Origin of the sequence: Rhodocista pekingensis (genome assembly GCF_042665545.1) — a bacterium.
Lineage (GTDB): Bacteria > Pseudomonadota > Alphaproteobacteria > Azospirillales > Azospirillaceae > Rhodocista > Rhodocista pekingensis.
On record NZ_JBHTCM010000028.1, the window covers coordinates 30,483 to 47,675 of the forward strand.

14 protein-coding genes and 1 pseudogene are annotated in these 17,193 nt (G+C 71.2%); 10 read left to right on the top strand and 5 right to left on the bottom strand.

What is annotated here, in order from left to right; all coding sequences use genetic code 11:
* Window positions 1–163: 163 nt before the first annotated feature.
* The 4 genes and pseudogenes from ACFQPS_RS18680 to ACFQPS_RS18695 all read left to right on the top strand — a co-directional run bounded on the left by ACFQPS_RS18680 (window position 164) and on the right by ACFQPS_RS18695 (window position 3,216).
* Entirely contained in the window at window positions 164–1,378 is a 1,215-nt protein-coding gene (locus ACFQPS_RS18680; protein WP_377360737.1) for a Coenzyme F420 hydrogenase/dehydrogenase, beta subunit C-terminal domain, read from the top strand.
* A 226-nt stretch (window positions 1,379–1,604) separates the two neighbouring features.
* Window positions 1,605–2,072, top strand: a complete 468-nt coding sequence (locus tag ACFQPS_RS18685; RefSeq protein WP_377360738.1) for a MarR family winged helix-turn-helix transcriptional regulator — start codon at window positions 1,605–1,607, stop codon at window positions 2,070–2,072.
* Window positions 2,073–2,134: 62 nt separating this feature from the next.
* A pseudogene (locus tag ACFQPS_RS18690) lies at window positions 2,135–2,320 on the top strand (YbjQ family protein); the annotation flags it as partial.
* Window positions 2,321–2,478: 158 nt separating this feature from the next.
* Complete coding sequence (locus tag ACFQPS_RS18695) at window positions 2,479–3,216, top strand: fumarylacetoacetate hydrolase family protein (protein WP_417715225.1); 738 nt, start codon at window positions 2,479–2,481, stop codon at window positions 3,214–3,216.
* A gap of 213 nt (window positions 3,217–3,429) precedes the next feature.
* Here the strand turns inward: ACFQPS_RS18695 and ACFQPS_RS18700 are convergent, their stop codons facing one another.
* The 3 genes from ACFQPS_RS18700 to ACFQPS_RS18710 all read right to left on the bottom strand — a co-directional run bounded on the left by ACFQPS_RS18700 (window position 3,430) and on the right by ACFQPS_RS18710 (window position 6,215).
* Window positions 3,430–3,597, bottom strand: a complete 168-nt coding sequence (locus tag ACFQPS_RS18700) for a YdcH family protein (RefSeq protein ID WP_012565388.1) — start codon at window positions 3,595–3,597, stop codon at window positions 3,430–3,432.
* Between the two features lie 117 nt (window positions 3,598–3,714).
* Window positions 3,715–4,998: a class I adenylate-forming enzyme family protein gene (locus ACFQPS_RS18705; protein WP_377360740.1), complete on the bottom strand. Its 1,284-nt coding sequence runs from the start codon at window positions 4,996–4,998 to the stop codon at window positions 3,715–3,717.
* A gap of 335 nt (window positions 4,999–5,333) precedes the next feature.
* A complete protein-coding gene (locus ACFQPS_RS18710; RefSeq protein WP_377361074.1) occupies window positions 5,334–6,215 on the bottom strand; it encodes a ChbG/HpnK family deacetylase in 882 nt (293 codons plus the stop codon).
* A gap of 61 nt (window positions 6,216–6,276) precedes the next feature.
* On the opposite strand from ACFQPS_RS18710, the gene ACFQPS_RS18715 reads away from it, so the two are divergent.
* Entirely contained in the window at window positions 6,277–7,374 is a 1,098-nt protein-coding gene (locus ACFQPS_RS18715) for a glycosyltransferase family 2 protein (protein WP_377360741.1), read from the top strand.
* Here the strand turns inward: ACFQPS_RS18715 and ACFQPS_RS18720 are convergent.
* Complete coding sequence (locus ACFQPS_RS18720) at window positions 7,330–8,748, bottom strand: hypothetical protein (RefSeq protein ID WP_377360742.1); 1,419 nt, start codon at window positions 8,746–8,748, stop codon at window positions 7,330–7,332. The genes ACFQPS_RS18715 and ACFQPS_RS18720 overlap by 45 nt on opposite strands.
* Window positions 8,749–8,927: 179 nt before the next feature.
* Between ACFQPS_RS18720 and ACFQPS_RS18725 the strand changes: the two genes are divergently transcribed.
* The 4 genes from ACFQPS_RS18725 to ACFQPS_RS18740 all read left to right on the top strand — a co-directional run bounded on the left by ACFQPS_RS18725 (window position 8,928) and on the right by ACFQPS_RS18740 (window position 14,601).
* Complete coding sequence (locus ACFQPS_RS18725) at window positions 8,928–9,671, top strand: fimbrial biogenesis chaperone (protein ID WP_377360743.1); 744 nt, start codon at window positions 8,928–8,930, stop codon at window positions 9,669–9,671.
* Window positions 9,671–12,190 carry a fimbria/pilus outer membrane usher protein gene (locus ACFQPS_RS18730; RefSeq protein WP_377360744.1) on the top strand — a complete coding sequence of 840 codons (2,520 nt, stop codon included), beginning with the start codon at window positions 9,671–9,673 and terminating at the stop codon, window positions 12,188–12,190. The genes ACFQPS_RS18725 and ACFQPS_RS18730 overlap by 1 nt, the downstream gene beginning before the upstream one ends.
* Window positions 12,191–12,284: 94 nt before the next feature.
* Entirely contained in the window at window positions 12,285–13,373 is a 1,089-nt protein-coding gene (locus tag ACFQPS_RS18735; protein WP_377360745.1) for a hypothetical protein, read from the top strand.
* Between the two features lie 10 nt (window positions 13,374–13,383).
* The gene (locus tag ACFQPS_RS18740; protein WP_377360746.1) at window positions 13,384–14,601 is read left to right on the top strand and encodes a hypothetical protein; all 1,218 of its coding nucleotides are present in this window, start codon (window positions 13,384–13,386) and stop codon (window positions 14,599–14,601) included.
* 8 nt (window positions 14,602–14,609) lie between these two features.
* Here the strand turns inward: ACFQPS_RS18740 and ACFQPS_RS18745 are convergent, their stop codons facing one another.
* The gene (locus tag ACFQPS_RS18745; RefSeq protein ID WP_377360747.1) at window positions 14,610–15,971 is read right to left on the bottom strand and encodes an amidase; all 1,362 of its coding nucleotides are present in this window, start codon (window positions 15,969–15,971) and stop codon (window positions 14,610–14,612) included.
* A gap of 249 nt (window positions 15,972–16,220) precedes the next feature.
* Here ACFQPS_RS18745 and ACFQPS_RS18750 point away from each other — a divergent pair, with 249 nt between their 5' ends.
* The gene (locus tag ACFQPS_RS18750) at window positions 16,221–17,150 is read left to right on the top strand and encodes a spore coat protein U domain-containing protein (protein ID WP_377360748.1); all 930 of its coding nucleotides are present in this window, start codon (window positions 16,221–16,223) and stop codon (window positions 17,148–17,150) included.
* Window positions 17,151–17,193: the final 43 nt, after the last annotated feature.

Genomic DNA, 17,193 nt, shown 5'->3' on the forward strand with positions numbered 1-17,193 from the left:
GGAGTACTAGCGGCGGCCGGGATGCGCTAGGGTCCGGCCGCGACCGGCCGGACCCGCCGCGGGGGGCCGGCGGTCGGGGGGAAGCGGGCCGCGGAGGATCAGCGCCTTGGGCATCAGCATGGACGGAAACGGACCGATCTGGGCACCGGCGGTCGGAGACGCCGTGCCGCGCACCCTGTGCACCGACTGCGGCATCTCCCGGACCACCACGCCGGGGCGGTGTGGCCATGCCTGCCAGTTCATCCGGCCCGACTATGCCGGAATGGAAGCCCAGGTGCATGGCCGCAGCCGCGACCCGTCGCGCCCGGACGAGCTGCATTTCGGCCCGTTCCGCCGCATGGTCCGCGCCGCCCTGACGGCCCCGCGGCCGGGCGCGCAGTGGACCGGCATCACCACCCGCCTCGCCGAGCGCCTGCTGGAAACAGGGGCGGTGGACGCCGTGCTGACCATGGCGCCGGACCCCGAGGACAAGTGGCGGCCGGTGCCCGTGCTGGTGACGAAGCCGGAGGGCATGGCCCGCTGCCGCGGCATGCGGATGGGCTATGCTCCCCTGCTGGCGCTGCTGGAGCCGGCGCGCGAGCGCGGCTACCGCCGACTGGCGGTGATCGGCATCCCCTGCCAGGTGCATGCGCTGCGCCGGCTGGAGGCGGAACTGGGGTTCGAGCGGCTCTATGTCATCGGCACGCCCTGCTCCGACAACACGACGACCGAGCGTTTTCACCAGTTTCTCAATCTGCTGTCCGACCGGCCGGAGACGATCACCTATCTGGAGTTCCGTGCCGACTTCTACGTCGAACTGCGCTTCGACGACGGCCGGGTGAAGGAGATCCCCTTCCTGCTGCTGCCGATCTCCAAGCTGCCGACGGACTTCTTTCCCCTCACCTGCCGGACCTGCGTCGACTACACGAACGTCCTGGCCGACATCACGGTCGGCTACATGGGCGGCCAGGGCGAGCAATGGCTGCTGGTGCGCAACGAGCGCGGCGAGGAACTGCTGTCGCTGCTGGGTGACGAGGTCCGCCTGTCCGAACCCGGTACCGCCGGCAAGCGCCAGGGGCCGGTCAAGGGCTTCATCGAGAACACGAAGCGGGCCGCCGGCGGCCTGCCGCTGCGGCAGATGCCGGACTGGCTGCGCCCGATCGTCGGCTGGCTGATGCCCAAGGTCGGCCCGAAGGGGCTGGAGTTCGCCCGCGCGCGGGTCGAGATGAAGGCGTCGGAAACGGTGCTGCACCTGCGCCGGGAGCAGCCGCGGCGGATGAAGCACATGGTGCCTCCGCATGTATGGGAACTGGTGCGCCCCTATGGGTTGGAGGCGGAACCCGGCGAGCGTCATGACGCGGTGAAGTCCGAGGATCCGGTTCCGGAAAAACGCGCATAACGGGAAGCCGACCCGCGTCTACCGGATAGGGATTCGGGGGTTCCCAATACCGGCCGGGGTTTCCGGACGGAAGCGGGCAGCCTATGATTACTGGACCCGCAGCGGTCTCAAGATTCCCATAATGAAGTGTGCTCCCACGACGCTTTATGTCGCCACAGCCAGTGGCACATCCCCTCCCGTGCTCCGGCGGAGCGACGGCCCCGACCCCCGCATCAGAAGCCCCCTGGTGGTGCCCGATTTCCTGCCGTTCCGGTTCGGCTCCATCTTCGCGAAGATGGCCTTCGATTCCACCCGTGTTCCTGAAATCTTCGAGGGTCTGAGCCAGAGGGCCTGGCGGGTTCTGGCGCTCCTGGCAAGCTACCCGAACATCACCAACGCCGAGATGAGCGCCCTGTTCGGCATGGATACGGCGACGGTCACCCGGGCGGTGGCGGAGCTGAAGTCCAAGGGCCTGATCACCACCAGCCGCGATCCCTCCGACCGGCGCCGTGTCCTGAACCGTCTGACCGATGCGGGCGCCGCCATGCATGACCGCATCGCCCCGGCCCGCCACGCCCGCAGCAAGCGCTACGAAGCCTGCTTCACGTCCGAGGAACTGTCGCAGTTGCACCGGCTGCTGGACAAGCTCTCCCGCCATGTGGATGCCATCTTCCTTGAGGAATGGCGGGAAGAGCGCCGCTCCTCTCCGGTCTGATCCGGACCGATCGGCCGGCGGCGGCGTTCCTCCGGAACCGTGCGATATCCAGGGAGACCAGCATGATCGTTTCCACGACCAGCAGCGTGCCCGGCCAGGACGGCTACCAGATCCTTGGCGTCGTCGGCGGGGAGGCGGTGCTGGGCACCAACTTCCTGCGCGACATGTTCGCTGGCATCCGCGACATCTTCGGCGGCCGGTCCGGCGGATACCAGAAGGCCATGCGGGAGGCGAAGGAGCATGCCATCGACGACATGGTGGACCAGGCCAAGCGGATGGGGGCCGACGCCATCATCGGCGTCACCCTGATCCCCTATGCATCGCCTCGGACAAGGACAAGATGCTGGCGATCAGCGCCAGCGGCACCGCCGTCCGGTTCCGCTGACCCCGCACCCGGAGCCCCGCCATGCCGCCGCCCATGCAGACGTCCACACAGACCCTGCCCGTACAGCCCCTGTTCGATCAGGGGCCGCGGCCGACCCTGCCCGTCGCGGGCCACGCGGGGCGGTTTCCGGTCCGCCGCATCTACTGCGTCGGCCGCAACTATGCCGCCCACGCCCGCGAGATGGGCGGCGATCCCGAGCGGGAGCCCCCCTTCTTCTTCCAGAAGCCGGCGGATGCAGTGGTGGCGGACGGGGCGGACGTGCCCTATCCGCCCCGCACCAGCGATCTCCAGCATGAGGTCGAACTGGTCGTGGCGCTCGGCCGCGGCGGCCGCAACGTCCCCGTGGATCAGGCCGGGGCGCTGGTCTTCGCCCAGGCCGTGGGCATCGACCTGACCCGGCGCGACCTTCAGGCCGCTGCCCGGAAGGCCGGCAAGCCCTGGGACACGGCCAAGGCGTTCGACCACTCGGCCCCTGTGGGTCTCCTGCATCCGACGGGTTCGGCCGGCCCGCTGACGCGGGGCACCATCCGGCTTGCCGTCAACGACGAGCTGCGGCAGGAGGCGGACCTCGCCGACATGACATGGTCGGTCACGGAAGTGATCGCCGAGCTTTCCACCCTGTTCGAACTGGCCCCCGGGGACCTGATCTTCACCGGCACGCCGTCCGGCGTCGGACCGCTGTTTCCCGGCGACCGGATCGACGCAGGAATCGCTGGCCTGGGAACCCTGGTCACGCGGATCGGTCCGCCGATCCGGTGACCTGCGGCCCGCACAGAACTACCCCCCGGGACGGAGGCGACCGTGCCTCTGTCCCGGTCGGGCACCCTGCCCATCCCGGACCATACCGCGGCCCGCCTGTATTCCCCGCCATGCCCAGGAGCTGGCGCAGAGGAAACCTGCCCGCGTCCCGGTCGTTGAAAACGGCTGGGACCGGTATGGCCGGATGCTGGACCTTATGGGGAAAGAGAAGGATCAGTGCCTTCGAAGCCTGTCCAGTTCCTCTTTGAGGCGAAGCTTTTCAAGCTTCATCTGTCGGACGGCGACACTGTCGTAATAGGCGTGCCCGGTTTCCGCCATGATCTGGGCTTCCAACGCTGCATGCTGCCTTTGCAGGCTCTCGATACTCGGGTCGGGTTCCATGTCGGTCCTCCCGTTTCGGTCAGCGATGAAGACAAGCGTACACCGTTTCGACGGAGGTCGCCGCAAGAAACGTGCTTACCTCCCGGATAGGGTGCCCGGGCCTGGCGGTGCAGCCCGTCAGGCATTCAGAGTGTGGCGGCGCCGGTCCGCCGGCCATCCGTCGTCCGTGGTGGCGGCGGTGCTGACGGCCCTCTCCCCCAGCATCAGGTGACCGCGGGCATCAAGGGCGCCGACCTCCCCGGTGCGCAGCCATCCCTCATGGAAGGCCGCGTCCGTCTCGACCGGCGCGTTCAGGTAGCCGGCCATCACCAGATCGCCGGCAACGACCACCTCCCCGACTGCCCCCGGTTCCTGGCGGAGCACCCCGTCGGGCTCCAGAAGGGCGATGCGGCTGCCCTCACAGGGAGGGCCGACGCTTGCCCCCGGCCCCGTCTCCCCCATTTCCGCGCCTCCCAGTGCGGCGACCGTGAGCGGCGCCTCCGGCAGGCCGAACAGGGTGGAGAGGCGGGGCCCGAACCGTTCCCGGGCCCGGGCTGCCAGACCGGGAGGCAGCCCCCCCGCCCCGCAGGCAAGATGGCGCAACGCCGGAAAGTCCGACGGGGCGAAATCCCCTTCACCCAGCAGGAGCGGCACCAGCGCCGGTGGCAGATAGGCCAGCGTCACCTCCTGCCGCAGCGCATCCAGGATTCCCGCCGGTCCGGCATGGCGCAGCAGCCGGTGGGCGCCCCCCGCTCCGAGCACAGGCAGCACGAAATGGACGGCATCCTCCGACAGCGGCGCCGCCAGGAGCGACAGGTCGGCAGCAACGGGAGCGAAGAGGCGCTCCAGGGTGAGCTGCACGCCCAGGAAGCAGCGTGCCGGCAGCAGTATGCCGCGGAAGCGGCCCTCCGGAATGCCGACGAAACGGATGCAGACGATGTCCTCCGCTCCTTCCGGCACCATGCCGGGCCGGTCGCCCAGGGCCCGGTTCAGATGCCGGTCCAACTCGCCGCCCTCGTCGATCAGGAGGGCGGAGACGCTGCCTGTCCCCACGGCGGGGGCACAGTCCGCTTCGATCAGGAGCAGGTCAAGGTCGGCCTGTCGGATCAGGGTGCGGTTGATCTCCGGGCCGTGATGCGGGTTGATCGGGACCCAGACGGCCCCGGCACGGAAGATGGCGAGGACGGCAATCACATGGCGCATGCTGTTCAGGGCGCAGACCCCGACCCGCGGACCGATCCGGCCCGTCGCCGACCGGTCGCCGGGGCTCAGCCATCGTTGCAGCAGGCTGGCCAGCGCATCGACCTGCACCAGGAGGTCCTGGTGGCTGAGGACCCGCCCGTCCTCGATCAGCGCCGGAGCCGCCGCGTCCAATGCCGCCCCGGCCTCCAGCGGGTCCGTCAGTCGCCGGGCTGCCGACATTTCAGGCGGCCCTAACCCGCGGCCCTGTAGCCCGCTGTGAGAAGGAAACCATCGACCCTGTCCGCGCAGATTGAAGTCCGGCCCGTCTGGAGGGGTCAGGACGCGCGGTGTTCCTGCCTGGAGACCATCCTGCCACCCGGTCAACCGGGAAGAGGGTCCGTGCGGCTCCCGCCCGCCCGGTTCCGGTTATGCCGGAACCCCTGTGACCCGAGGCTCTTGCTGGCCGCGTTTGTGCGGAAGCTAAAGAGGCCCGGTCGAATTTGCAAGCCCCGCGCGCATTGTCCGGGAGGCACACGCGGATGTTGTCTGGGCATCCGTGGACGCTCCGCAAATCATCACCAGAGCGAGGACGACCGTTGCAGGTCGGTGAAACGGCCCAGGCGCAACCCCCGGGCGGCAAGCAGCCCTGGAAATGCGTCTCCGGACAGGAAACGGTATTCGGCTTCCCGTGGAGCATGAACGGGATCGACCGCGCGCAACGTTTCATCAACCAGGCCGGGATGGCAGTTGACCAGGACCCGGCCCCGGACTCCGGCCAGCAGACGGTCGAAACGGACAGCGGGATCGTCCGCGGGATCGAAGGCGTGGACGCCACGGAACCCGTCGTTGCAGGGCACCCCGGCCCGGGCCGCCTCGGCAGGAAACCCGGCCGCCAGCGCGGACAGCACCAGTGCCCGAACCGGCGCCACGCCACGGCGAAGGATGGCGCCCGGCGGTTCGTAGCAGTTGCGGACATAGTGGCGGGCGGGATCGAGACGACGGCGGAACAGGTCCAGGACCAGCCAGCGGATGCCGGGAAGCTGGTGGACATGCTGGTGTCCGTCCAGGAAGTCCGGCAGCCGTCCGGTCGCCGCGATGAAGGCGTCGAACTGCCGCTCCAGCTCCGCCGCGATCTCCCCCAGCGGCAGCCGGCGCAGCAGCGCTGCCCGGATCAGGGACCCCAGCTCCGGGAGGCGGCCGCCAGGGGCGAGGACCGGCATCGCCCCCAGGGGGGGCAGGGCCGTGAGACAGAGATGCAGCCCGACATCGACCCTGCCATAGGCCGGTTCCAGGGCCGCCGCATCCTTCCGCCAGGAGGGTCCGACCGTCATGCAGCTCAGCGCCGAAATGCGGCCGTCCAGGGCAAGCCGGAGGATGGCACATGACACGCCGGGGCTGAGTCCGTAATCATCGGCGCACAAAAGGATGGGGTACCCCTTTACGCTGGCGTCCGTCACCGTACCCTCATTATTTGAAGCCAGCCGCAACAACCGGATACGTCCGAGCGGAACCAGCGCCATGCCGACCGCCCCTGATACCGTAAGCCCTCCGCCCGCCACCGGAAAGCGGCCGCTGCTGTCCGCCATCCTGCCGATGTACAACGAGGCGGGCAACCTCGCCCGTCTGTTCGAGCGGCTTGAGGGAGTGCTGGGCCGTCTGCGGATGGATTACGAGATCATCTGCATCGACGATGGCAGTCGGGACGGCACTTTCGAGGCGCTGCTGTTCCACCGGCTGCGCAATCCCCGGATCAAGCCGGTCCGGCTCAGTCGCAACTTCGGCAAGGAGGCGGCCATGGCCGCCGGCCTGGAGCGGGCTGCGGGCGCCGCCGTGGTCCTGCTGGACTCCGACCTCCAGCATCCGCCGGAGCTGATCGAGGCCATGGTCGCGCACTGGCGCGACGGGGCGGAGATGGTCTATGCCCGCCGCACCAGCCGCGATACCGACGGCTGGCTGCGGCGCACCCTGACCCGCGCCTATTACCGCCTGTACCGGACCCTGTCGGAGGTGGACCTGCCGCCCGGCGCCGGCGACTTCCGCCTGCTGGACCGGCGGGTGGTGGACGCGATCATCGCCATGCCGGAGCGCCGTCGCTTCCTGAAGGGCATGATGGCCTGGGTCGGGTTCCGCCAGGTTGCCATCCCTTACGAGCCGGAGGCGCGGCACGCCGGCCGCTCGACCTGGAGCTTCTGGCGCCTGCTCGCGCTGGCCTTCGACGGACTGGCTTCCTTTTCCACCCTGCCGCTCCGCATCTGGTCTGTGATCGGGCTTTTCGTGGCCCTGGTGGCGATGGCCTATGGCGGGGTGATCGCCGTCCGCACCCTGGTCTACGGGGTCGACGTTCCCGGTTATGCCTCGTTGATGGTGGCGACCCTGTTCCTCGGCGGGATACAGCTCATCTGTCTGGGTGTGCTGGGGGACTATCTCGGCCGCGTCTTCGAGGAAGTGAAGCGCCGGCCCGTCTATCTGGTCGCGGAGGCGGCGGGCTTCGGCGAGGCGGAACAGGCTACCGCCAAGCCTCCCCCGCCCGTCCCGGCCGATCCCGCCGGCCCGGAGCCGGCCCGGGAACGGTCATCCGACCCGGCGCCTCTCTCCCTCGCCGCACAGCGGTCCTGAGCCCGGCGCGGTGGTCGTCGCGCGCCCTGCGCCTGCCGTCAGCAGCAGACCGACCAGGGCGACGGGCATCCAGGCCAGCCGTCCCTGGTAGCGATGGTTCGGGTTCGAGAGGGCGCCGCAGATGAAGGCGTTCCCCCCAAGAGCGGCGAGCACGGCCAGGGCGAGAAGCGTCTGCCGCCGGCAGCCGGCCCGCCAGAACCCGGCCGCCAGCAGCACGAGCCCGCCGAGACCACCCCACCAGAGCCCCTGGAGTACCGGATTCCAGAGCGCGAATCCGATCTCCCCCCGCTGTTGCCGGGCCGCTTCGAACGCCGCCAGCTCGGCCGGGTAGTGCGCGGCCATCGGGTCCCGCATCAGGAACTGCATGGGCACCAGCCCGTCGCCCAGCTTCATCATGGCGAACTGCCGGGCCGTGAAGCGGACCGACTGCCAGAGCAGCGCGCCGGGATAGCGCGAGCGCACTCCGTCGACGATCGCTTCGGCCTCGGGCCGCAGCCCGTCCCAGCCGCCGAGCGCACGGAACGGGCTGTGGCCCCAGAGGAACTCGTTGGCCGAATGCGGAAGCGCGCCGCGGTAGGCGCAGAGGGCATGGGGCGGCGGCTCCCGACCGGGGCAGACCTCGTCCAGATAGCGGGCGGCAAGGCCGTTCTCCACGAACAGGGCGAGCGTCTGCACCGTGCTGGGCTGAACGAGGAACAGACGGCCGGTGACCGTCCAGTTCGCCCCCGCCGCCAGCATCAGACCGGCCGCCAGCGCCATGGCCGGCAGGCCGGTTCTGACAGGGGGCAGCCGGCCCGGCCGCAGGTGCCCCAGGGCCACCGTAGCAAGAGCCAGGAGCAGCAGTCCCCCGGCGATGCCGATGTGGCTGGTGTGGCTGGCGATGCCCAGGGCCACGACCGCCGTCACGACGACGGCCCAGGACCGGGGCAGGCGGTCGCGGAACAGCAGCAGGGTCAGGAGGCCGAGGATGACGGCGCCGGTCAGTCCGTCCGCCATCACCTGCCCGGTATACCAGGGCAGGCCGCCGACTGCGGCCGTGGCCAGCAGCACGGCATAGCAAGCCCCGACCCGCGCGCCACCGGCGACCGCGCGGGCAAAGGCCAGCAGAACGAAGGCGACCAGCAGGCACTGCACGACGATGATCGGCCACAGGCTCCCCGTCAGCCGGCCGATCCAGGCGAACAGGCCGTAGCCTGCGGTCCGGTAGACGGGAAGCTCGCCCGTGAAGGGCAGCGGGACGTATTCGAAGCTGTCGAAGAAGAACAGCGGATAACCGTTCCACAGCGCCGGCCCCAGCAGGGGCAGGGCCCCCAGGCCGACGAGCAAGGCCACCCGCACACCGTCTCTCCAGCCATCCACTCGTCGCCCCATCATGCCCGTCGCCGAAAGATCGCAGACCGGGGGAGTGATGGGGCGTTCGCGGCCGGGAAGGCAAGCGATCTCCTGACGACGTTGCTCCGGGACATGAACCCGCACCTCCTCAGACGGGGTGACCGTATTCCCCGAACGGGGTATTGTGGGGCATCGTCCCGTATTCCAGTCGGATTTCCTCCATGCCGCTGCTGCTCCGGCTCCTTGTGCCGCTCGCCTTCCTCCTCGTCGTGGGCGTCATTCTCCTGCCTCGACCGGCCGGGGCCTTCCGGCTGGTGCCCATCGAGATGGAGTTCGAGCCGGCCGGACGCGGGGCGACGCAGATCTTCCAGCTCCAGAACGACAATGCCGATCCCGTCGCGGTGGAGATCACGATCAAGGCCCGCGCCATGGACAGGGACGGGCAGGACGTGCTGACGGATGCCGGAGACGACTGGGTGATCTTCCCCGAGCAGATCATCCTCCAGCCGGGCGAATCGCAATCGGTGCGGGTGCAGTGGATCGGCCCCGCCACGCCGGACAGGGAGCTGGCCTTCCGGCTGATCGCCGAGCAGCTTCCCATCGACATCGGGCGGCCGCCCCCGCGCGGCGGCCAGGTGCGGCTGCTGGTCAACTACATCGCCTCGCTCTACGTGATGCCGGCGGGGGTCAAGGCGGATGTCGGGGTCGTCTCCGCCCAGGCGGTCACAGCCCCGGATGGCCGCCGTCTGGAACTGGTGCTGCGCAATGACGGCACCACCCGCAAGCCGTTGCACGAGCCGACCCTGACGCTGAAAGGCGGCGGAACGTCCGTCACCCTGACGCCGGACCAGCTCGGCGGGCTCAACGGAGAGAACATGCTGGCCGGGACGACCCGGCGCTTCCTTCTGCCCTGGCCGGAGAAACTCCCGGTCGGCGCCGTCACGGCGAGCCTCAGCCTGCCGTGATGCATCGACGGCCGGGGCGCCCCGCCGGACACCGGCTCCGGGCTGCCACCATCCTCGCCGCCGCGCTGCTGCCCCTCGCCGCCCTGGCAGCGGAGGAGTCGCCGCCGCCCGCCGCCACCGGCAAGGACGTCCTGTTCGACAAGGTCTTCGGCCAGCGCGCGCGGGCGGCGAAGCCACGCCAGCTCGACCTGCCGGTCCGTTTCGACGGGCAGGAGCTGGGCGTCGTCCCGGCCCGGCTCTCCGGCGATCCCGGAGCGGCGCAGGTGGATATTGTCCGGCTGGCCGAACTGCTGCGGGATGTGGCCCAGGACACGGCGCTGGACGAACTGCGCGGTCTGGCCGGCCCCGACGGTTTCGCTGTTCCCGCCCCGCCCGCGCCGGGGCGGATCGAGGTCGCCATCAATGCCGCCGACCTGTCCGTGCAGGTCACCGTGCCGCCGGAAGTCCGTCGGCTGGTCCGGATCGACGTGCAGGGCCGCAGTGACGCGGCCCGCGGCTATCTCGTGCGGCCTCCGGCGGACCTCAGCGCCTATGTCAACGCGCGTGCTGCCGTCGGATACCTGTCGCTGCCGGGCGGTGGCGTCCAGGACGAGGGCCGCGGTCCTCTGACCGTCTCCCTGGAAGGGGCGGTGAACCTGAAGGGCTGGGTCGTCGAGACCGACTCCTACTACCGGGAGGACGGCGAGCGGCGCTGGTCGCGCGGGCCGACCCGGCTGATCCGGGACTTCCCCGACTCCGGCGTCAGGGTACAGGCCGGCGATCTGACCTACCCCGTCACAGGCCAGCAGGTCGGACGGCCGCTCAGCGGCCTCTCGGTCGCGCGCAACTTCTCGCTCCAGCCCTACCGCTCGGTGCAGCCGGCGGGCCAGCGCGATTTCATCCTGGAGACTCCATCCCTCGTGGAGGTCTTCGTCAACGGCCGGCCCACCCGCACCCTGCGGCTCTCCCCCGGCCCCTACAACCTGGCGAACTTCCCCGGCGCCTCCGGCACGAACGACATCCAGATCCGCATCACCGACCAGTTCGGCCGGGAGCAGACGATCGAGTTTCCGTTCTTCTTCGACAACCAGCTCCTGGCCGGCGGGATCCACGAATTCGGTTATACGGTGGGCTATCCCTACACCACCGAGGGCGACAACCTCGCCTATGACCGCGACCGCCCCACCTTCTCCGGCTTCCACCGGGTCGGCCTGTCGGACCGCCTTACCCTGGGGGCGGGGGTGCAGGCGGACCGGCACCAGCAGGTCGCAGGCGCCGAGATGCTGCTCGCCACCCCGGTCGGCACCCTGGGGGTGGAACCCTCGGTCAGCTTCGGGACCGCGACCGGCTATGCCGCGACGCTGGGGTACCGCGACTACCGCACGGGCGAGAGCTTCTGGCAGCAGCGGACGACGACGGCCCAGATCTCCTGGCGCGACAGCGCCTATGGCAGCTTCGGAACCCTGGACCCGGACAACGACATCGCCCTGGACGCCGCCTTCCGTTTCAGCCAGCCGCTGGCGCCCGACCTGACGGCGACGCTGGGCGGCCGCTGGCGGGAGAACCGGGAGCCGGAGCGGGTGGACGGCTATGCAATGGATCTGACCCTCCGGCGCCGGCTGGGCCGGACCGCGAGCTGGGATCTGACCTTCTCGCACGACCGCGACACCGACGGGGAACGGGAGACGGGCGCCTATCTCAGCCTGCGCTTCAGCCTGGACGAGGGGCGGCACACGGCCGGCGCCTCCTTCGACACGGTCCGGCGGGAGAAGCGGCTGGACTGGCGCTACCAGTCGCTGGAGCCGGTGGACCAGCTCAGTCTGGCGCTGGACGCCACCGATGCCCCCGGCAGCGACCGCCTCCAGGGCAGCGCCGGCTATGTCCACCAGCGCTTCAGCGCCGGGGTCCGGCACGACGTGGTGGAACGGACGACGGGCGGGACCGAGAACCGCACCCAGATGAACTTCGCCACGGCGCTCGCCTATGCGGACGGGCATGTCGCGCTGTCCCGGCCGATCTCCAACAGCTTCGCCCTGGTCGTGCCGCACCCGCGGCTGGCCGGGCGGACGGTCGGGGTCGATCCCGTCAACGGCAGCTATCTCGCGCGGACCGACGGGCTGGGGCCGCCGGTGGTGCCCAACATCTCCGCCTATCTGGTCCGCCCCCTGCTGCTGGACGTGCCGGAGGTGCCGCTGGGCTACGACATCGGCGAGGACCGCCCGGCCGTACAGCCCGGCTACCGGACCGGGACCGTCGTGCCCGTCGGCACGGACGCCACCGTCTCGCTGGACGGCACCCTGACGGGGCCGGACGGGCAGCCGGTTTCGCTGGTGTCGGGCGTGCTGCGGCCGGTGGGCGGGCCGGAGCGGCGGGAAATCCAGTTCTTCGCCAACCGTCGCGGCCGCTTCCGCGTGGAGTCGGTGCAGCCGGGCCGCTGGGAGCTGGTGCTGGTCGGGGTGGAGGCCCGCCCGGTGCCGGTGGAGGTGCCGGCCGACGCGGAAGGCGTCCTTCCCCTTGGCGAGGTGCGGCTCCAGCCCTGACCGGACGGAGAGGTCGCAGCGATTTCCCGTAACGCGGGAGTATGGTCGCGCTAGACTGGACGATCTGGTGGCAGCCCCTCGGGAGAGCCAGCGCGTGCCCCTTCAGACCCTGGCGGAGTTGGCGCATCAGGTCGGTGCGGTCATTCCCTTCGCGGACACCAAGCTGAAATTCACCCGCGTCCGGCGGGGCCAGGACGGGCTGGAGGCCCTGCTGCCGAGTCTCGTCGGCGGGCGCGAGACCTATGTCGTCCAGCTCATCGACCTGCCGCGCCTGTTCCCCCTGCCACTGTATGACCGCATGCTGCTGGAGGAGATCGTGGCGGAGGGGGCGCTCAGCCCCTCCGCCCTGCGGCGGGCCGCCCTGGCGCTGGATGCGGAGGGCGCGCGCGGGGCCGTCGCCCGGCAGGAGGCGCAGGCCCGGCTGGCGATGGACCGCACGCAGGAGATCAGCGCCTACTTCGCCGCCCTGGAGCGGCTGCGCGACCTGCTGGTCCCCAGCCTGCCGCCCTGGGAGGTGGAGACCTACGACCTGCGCGAGCGCGAGACGAACCTGCGGGTGAACACGCTGGTGGAGGCGGCGGCGCACCGTTTCGGCCAGGACAAGCGGATGGTGGTCGCCCTGCTGGAGCGGATGGCCAGGGTGCTGTCGCCGCTGATGGACTTCCAGGTCAGCCAGGGCCATCTGGCCTCGGCGCTCTATGCCGTCCGGTCCTTCGTCTCCGACCTCGCCCGGATGCGGCTGGGCGGTTCCGCGGAAGGCCAGGAGGTGCTGAGCTTCGTCCGCATGGCCGGGCGGGAGACGGACCGGCTGGTGACCCCGCTGCTGCGCCAGGGCCAGGGGATGCTCCAGGCGGTGGACGCCTTCCTGCAACGCCCCGACGACATGGAAGGCGCCCTCTCCGAGCTGGTACAGACGGTGGAATGGAGTCTGGACGGCTGGACCTCCCTGATCGACCACTGGCAGACGGTGGACGAGCGCACCCAGCTCGCCGCCGCCACGCTCGACCAGATCGCGCCCAACGTGCCGTTCCTGCCGTTGCAGGTTTTCGCCACAGGCTCCCGCGACCGCGGGACAGCACTGGAGCGCGGCCGCGCCAGCCTGACCGGGCTGACCCGGACGGTCGCGGCCGGAGAAGTGGACACGGTCTCGCTGGACCTGATGCGCCGGCGGCGGGCCGGCTGAGGGGCGGCCGATGTCGGAACCGATCCGCTTCTTCGAGGATCTGGACCCGGCGGCCCGCCAGCGCCTGCTGCGCCGGCTGGAGAAGGCCGGCCCCGACGGTCTGGTGCCGGTGGAGAATCTGCTGATCCGGCAGCATCTGCGGCCCGGGCTGCGCCGGCTCCGCCCGGAGCGGCAGCGCCAGCCGGCGCGGGTCCTGCTGCTGCCGGCGGAGCCGTTCCTCGTGGACGCGCCGGCATCGGGGCGGCTGCCCCTGATCCCCCGGGCCGTGCTGGCACCCCTGATCCGGCGGTTCGCCGGCGCCGGGCTCCGGCTGGACGGGGGGCGGCCGCTGGACTGGTCGCAGCCCCTGTCCGCGGCGGAAGAGCCTGCCGCGCGGCGGGTGCTGGCCGCGCATGTCGCCCGCGAGCGCGATGCGCTGGGCGCCGTGGCCGCCGCCGGGCTGGGCGGGGACATGGCGGGGGCCCGGCGGGCGGTGACGGCGTTGTCCACCTGCCTGCGCCACGCCGACCGCATCGCCGGCTGGTGCGCGGACGTGCCGGCCGGGCCGATCCTCTGGATCGACGACCCGCTGGCGGACCTGCTGGCGGCGCAGTTCACACTGGCGGAACGGGCGGAGACCGGGCTCGGCACCCTGCTGCTCCTGCTCGTGGCCCGGCGCATGCAGGACCCGTCCCTGCTGCCGAAGGCGTTCGCCGCCCAGGTCCGAGCCTCCGCCGCCCTGGTCGCGGCCAGCGGCACGGTGGTGGGGGAGATCGCTCCGGTCCTGGCGGCGGACGCGCTGGCCTTCCTGGACCGCCCGACGGCGCCGGAGGCACTGGCCGGGATCGATTTCTTCCGGGTGCGGCACCTGCTGACCTGCGCGGAGCTGTCCGGCAGCCGCGCTGCCGTGGCCGCCCGGCTGGAGCATCTGCTGGGCCGGACCGCGACCGGCGCGCTCCAGGCGGAACTGGCAGCGCTGCTGGAGTCCGGCACGCCCTCCGTCGCCGCCGGGGAGATCGAGCGGTCGCTGCGGGAGCTGGCGGCCCTGTCGCGGCTGGACGGTTTGGACAGCCTGTCCGGCGCGCTTGCCCGGATCGAGGCCGACCTGATCGCGCGGCTGGAGCGCACCGCCGCGGCCGGCGGGCGCGACATGGTCTACCACCTGCACCTGCTGGAGCTGGCCGCCGGCAGCGACCGGGCCGACGAGGTGCGCCGCCGCCTGCGGCCGCGGTCCCCCCCGGCCGTCTGAGGCACGCCCTACTCCGGGAGCCCGGGCGGGCGGCGCCGGTGCCAGTCCGTCGCCTGCTGGAAGGCGTGCGCCACGGCGACGGCTGCTGCCTCGCCCCACGGCAGCGCCAGCACCTGGAGCGAGACGGGCAGCCCCTCCCCGCTCTGCCCGCAGGGCAGCGCCACGGCCGGCAGGTCCAGCCAGTTCGCCATGCGGGTGAAGGTGCTGAAGGGCAGCGTTGTCTCGTCGGCCGTGTCCAGGGCCGGCGCCGGGATCGGCACGGTCGGCGTCAGCAGCGCGTCGAAATCCTGCATCCAGGCATGGAAGCGCCCCTGGTCGGCGGCGCGGGCCGCCAGCAGGCGGGCATGCTCCGCATCGGTCGAGGAGGCCGCCGCCTGCAACCGGGCCAGGGTGCCCGGGTCCATCTCCGGCGCGAACCGCTCCACCCGGTCCGCCCAGCGCCGCCAGCCCTCCGCCCCGATCAGGCGGCCGGTCGGCTCGACGCAGGCGCCGGGCGCGACGGCCGGGCGCACCTCGTGCAGCCGCGCGCCCTGCTTCTCCAGCACGGACAGCGCCTCCAGATAGGCCGAGCCCACCGGGTCCGCGACGCTGGCGAGGTCGGCATCGCCCAGCACCGCCAGCCGGCAGCCCCGCACCGGCTGGGCCAGCGCTCCTGCCGCCCCGAAGCCCGGCCGGTCGAGTGTCGCCGGGTCCGCCGGATCGGCGCCCGTCATCGCCTCCAGCATGGCGGCCGCCTCCGCCACGGTCCAGGCCATGGGGCCGACCGTGTCGAGCGTCGGGCTGAGGGGGACGACGCCGGCGCGGCTCACACGGCCGACCGTCGTCTTGATGCCGCTGATCCCGTTCAGCGCGCAGGGGATACGGATGGAGCCGCCGGTGTCGCTGCCCAGGGCCGTGTCCGCCAGCCCGGCCGCGACCGCCACGGCCGAGCCGCTGCTGGAGCCGCCCGGCACCCGCGCGACCGTCATGTCCCAGGGGTTGCGGGGCGTCCCGGTGGCGCGGTTGATGCCCCAGGTGCCGAACGCCAGTTCCACCGTGGCCGCCTTGCCGAGGGGGATCATGCCGGCGCGCAGAAGGCGGTCCAGCGCCCCGGCCGTGGCGGTCGCCTCTTCCACCACGGGCGTCCGGGCGCCGGCGGATGTGGGCACGCCGCGCAGGTCGATCAGGTCCTTCACCGCCAGGGTGCGGCCGGCCAGCGGTCCCGTCCCCGGCTCCCGCTCCTGGCGCCATGCCGCCTCGCGCGCCGTCTCCGGCAGGGTCAGGGCGAACGCCTTCAGCTTTCCGTCCAGGCGCACGATCCGGGCAAGCTGCGCCTCGACCCGCTCACCGGGCCGCCGGGCCCCGTCCCTCTCTTCCGGATGCGCTGTCATGTTCCGTCCCGTCCTCACCGCCCGCCGTCGCTTCCCGCTGTCGATCCTTGCCGTCGAGCGGGTCCCACCATGGCCAGGGCGGACGACGCTGGCAAGCGCAGCAAACCCCCGTTTCCGGCCCCACCGCCGGCAACCGTGGCAGCGATCACAGCGGTCGGCACGGCCGTTGCGTGCCGGGGGATGTTCCCCGCCCGGGATGCCGGCGGGGTCGTGCAATCCACCGCCGCCTCCGCTACTCTATCGGACATCATGGTACGCCCCCGCCCCATCCACGCCGCCCTGGCCGCCCTGCTGATCGCCGCCCTGACGCCGGCCCTCCCGGCCGGAGCGACGAGCAGCAGTTGCAAGCTGAAGCTGCGCGATCTGACGCGCATCGAGCCGCAGAGCGGCAGCTACGATCCCTTCGCCGGCACGCCGTTGCCGCAGTATCACCGTTTCGAGGTGCAGCACCTGAACGGTCCCGGCTGTGCCTTCGTCGTCGGGGTGGATGGCGGCTCGAACGGCAGCCGCCAGATGGAAGATGACGGTTATCGGCTGAGTTACGGACTCTACATCGACGGCGCCCTGTCGCAGCCGCTGGCCGATGCCTACGGTTCGCCCAGCGGCCTGCTGTCAGGCTATGTCGAGGATACCAAGGGCCGTGACGCGGTCGAACTCCAGTTCTTCAGCATCATTCCCGCCGGACAGATGGTTCCGGCCGACACCTACCGCGACGTGGTGCGCTTCACCCTTTACGAGTGGGAGGATGGCACGCCCGGGCGCATCCTCGATTCGCGCACCGTGCAGGTCCGGGCCAAGGTGCGCGAGGTGTTCCAGGCGTCGGTCCGCGTCGGCGGAATCACCCGCCCCCTGGCCGGGGTCGCCGGCACGCTGGATCTGGGGGAACTATCCAATGGTGCGGCTACCACCTTCGATCTGGAAGTGTCGGGCAATGCCGGATACGATGTGTCGCTGGAGTCCGAGAACCGGGGCTATCTGGTGTCGCATGACGGGGGGGGATCGATCCCCTACGGGCTGACGCTGGACGGCCGTTCGGTTTCGCTGCAACGCTCGGTGACCCTCGGATTCGGGGGAAGCAATGCCGCGCAGCACGGTCTGACAGTCACGGTGCCGGCGGCGTCAAACGCGCTGGCGGGCACCTATCGAGACAACCTCGTCCTGACGGTGTCGGCCCGCTAGGGGCCGCGCCAGCCCGCCGGGGTGGCGGTATCGGGATGGTGGC

Excerpts from the sequence above, each read along its gene's own strand:
- ACFQPS_RS18720 (WP_377360742.1), bottom strand. The coding sequence starts at position 8,748 with ATGATGGGGCGACGAGTGGATGGCTGGAGAGACGGTGTGCGGGTGGCC.
- ACFQPS_RS18715 (WP_377360741.1), top strand. The coding sequence starts at position 6,277 with ATGCCGACCGCCCCTGATACCGTAAGCCCTCCGCCCGCCACCGGAAAG.
- ACFQPS_RS18705 (WP_377360740.1), bottom strand. The coding sequence starts at position 4,998 with ATGTCGGCAGCCCGGCGACTGACGGACCCGCTGGAGGCCGGGGCGGCA.
- ACFQPS_RS18695 (WP_417715225.1), top strand. The coding sequence starts at position 2,479 with ATGCCGCCGCCCATGCAGACGTCCACACAGACCCTGCCCGTACAGCCC.
- ACFQPS_RS18750 (WP_377360748.1), top strand. The coding sequence starts at position 16,221 with ATGGTACGCCCCCGCCCCATCCACGCCGCCCTGGCCGCCCTGCTGATC.
- ACFQPS_RS18725 (WP_377360743.1), top strand. The coding sequence starts at position 8,928 with ATGCCGCTGCTGCTCCGGCTCCTTGTGCCGCTCGCCTTCCTCCTCGTC.
- ACFQPS_RS18745 (WP_377360747.1), bottom strand. The coding sequence starts at position 15,971 with ATGACAGCGCATCCGGAAGAGAGGGACGGGGCCCGGCGGCCCGGTGAG.
- ACFQPS_RS18740 (WP_377360746.1), top strand. The coding sequence starts at position 13,384 with ATGTCGGAACCGATCCGCTTCTTCGAGGATCTGGACCCGGCGGCCCGC.
- ACFQPS_RS18700 (WP_012565388.1), bottom strand. The coding sequence starts at position 3,597 with ATGGAACCCGACCCGAGTATCGAGAGCCTGCAAAGGCAGCATGCAGCG.
- ACFQPS_RS18730 (WP_377360744.1), top strand. The coding sequence starts at position 9,671 with ATGCATCGACGGCCGGGGCGCCCCGCCGGACACCGGCTCCGGGCTGCC.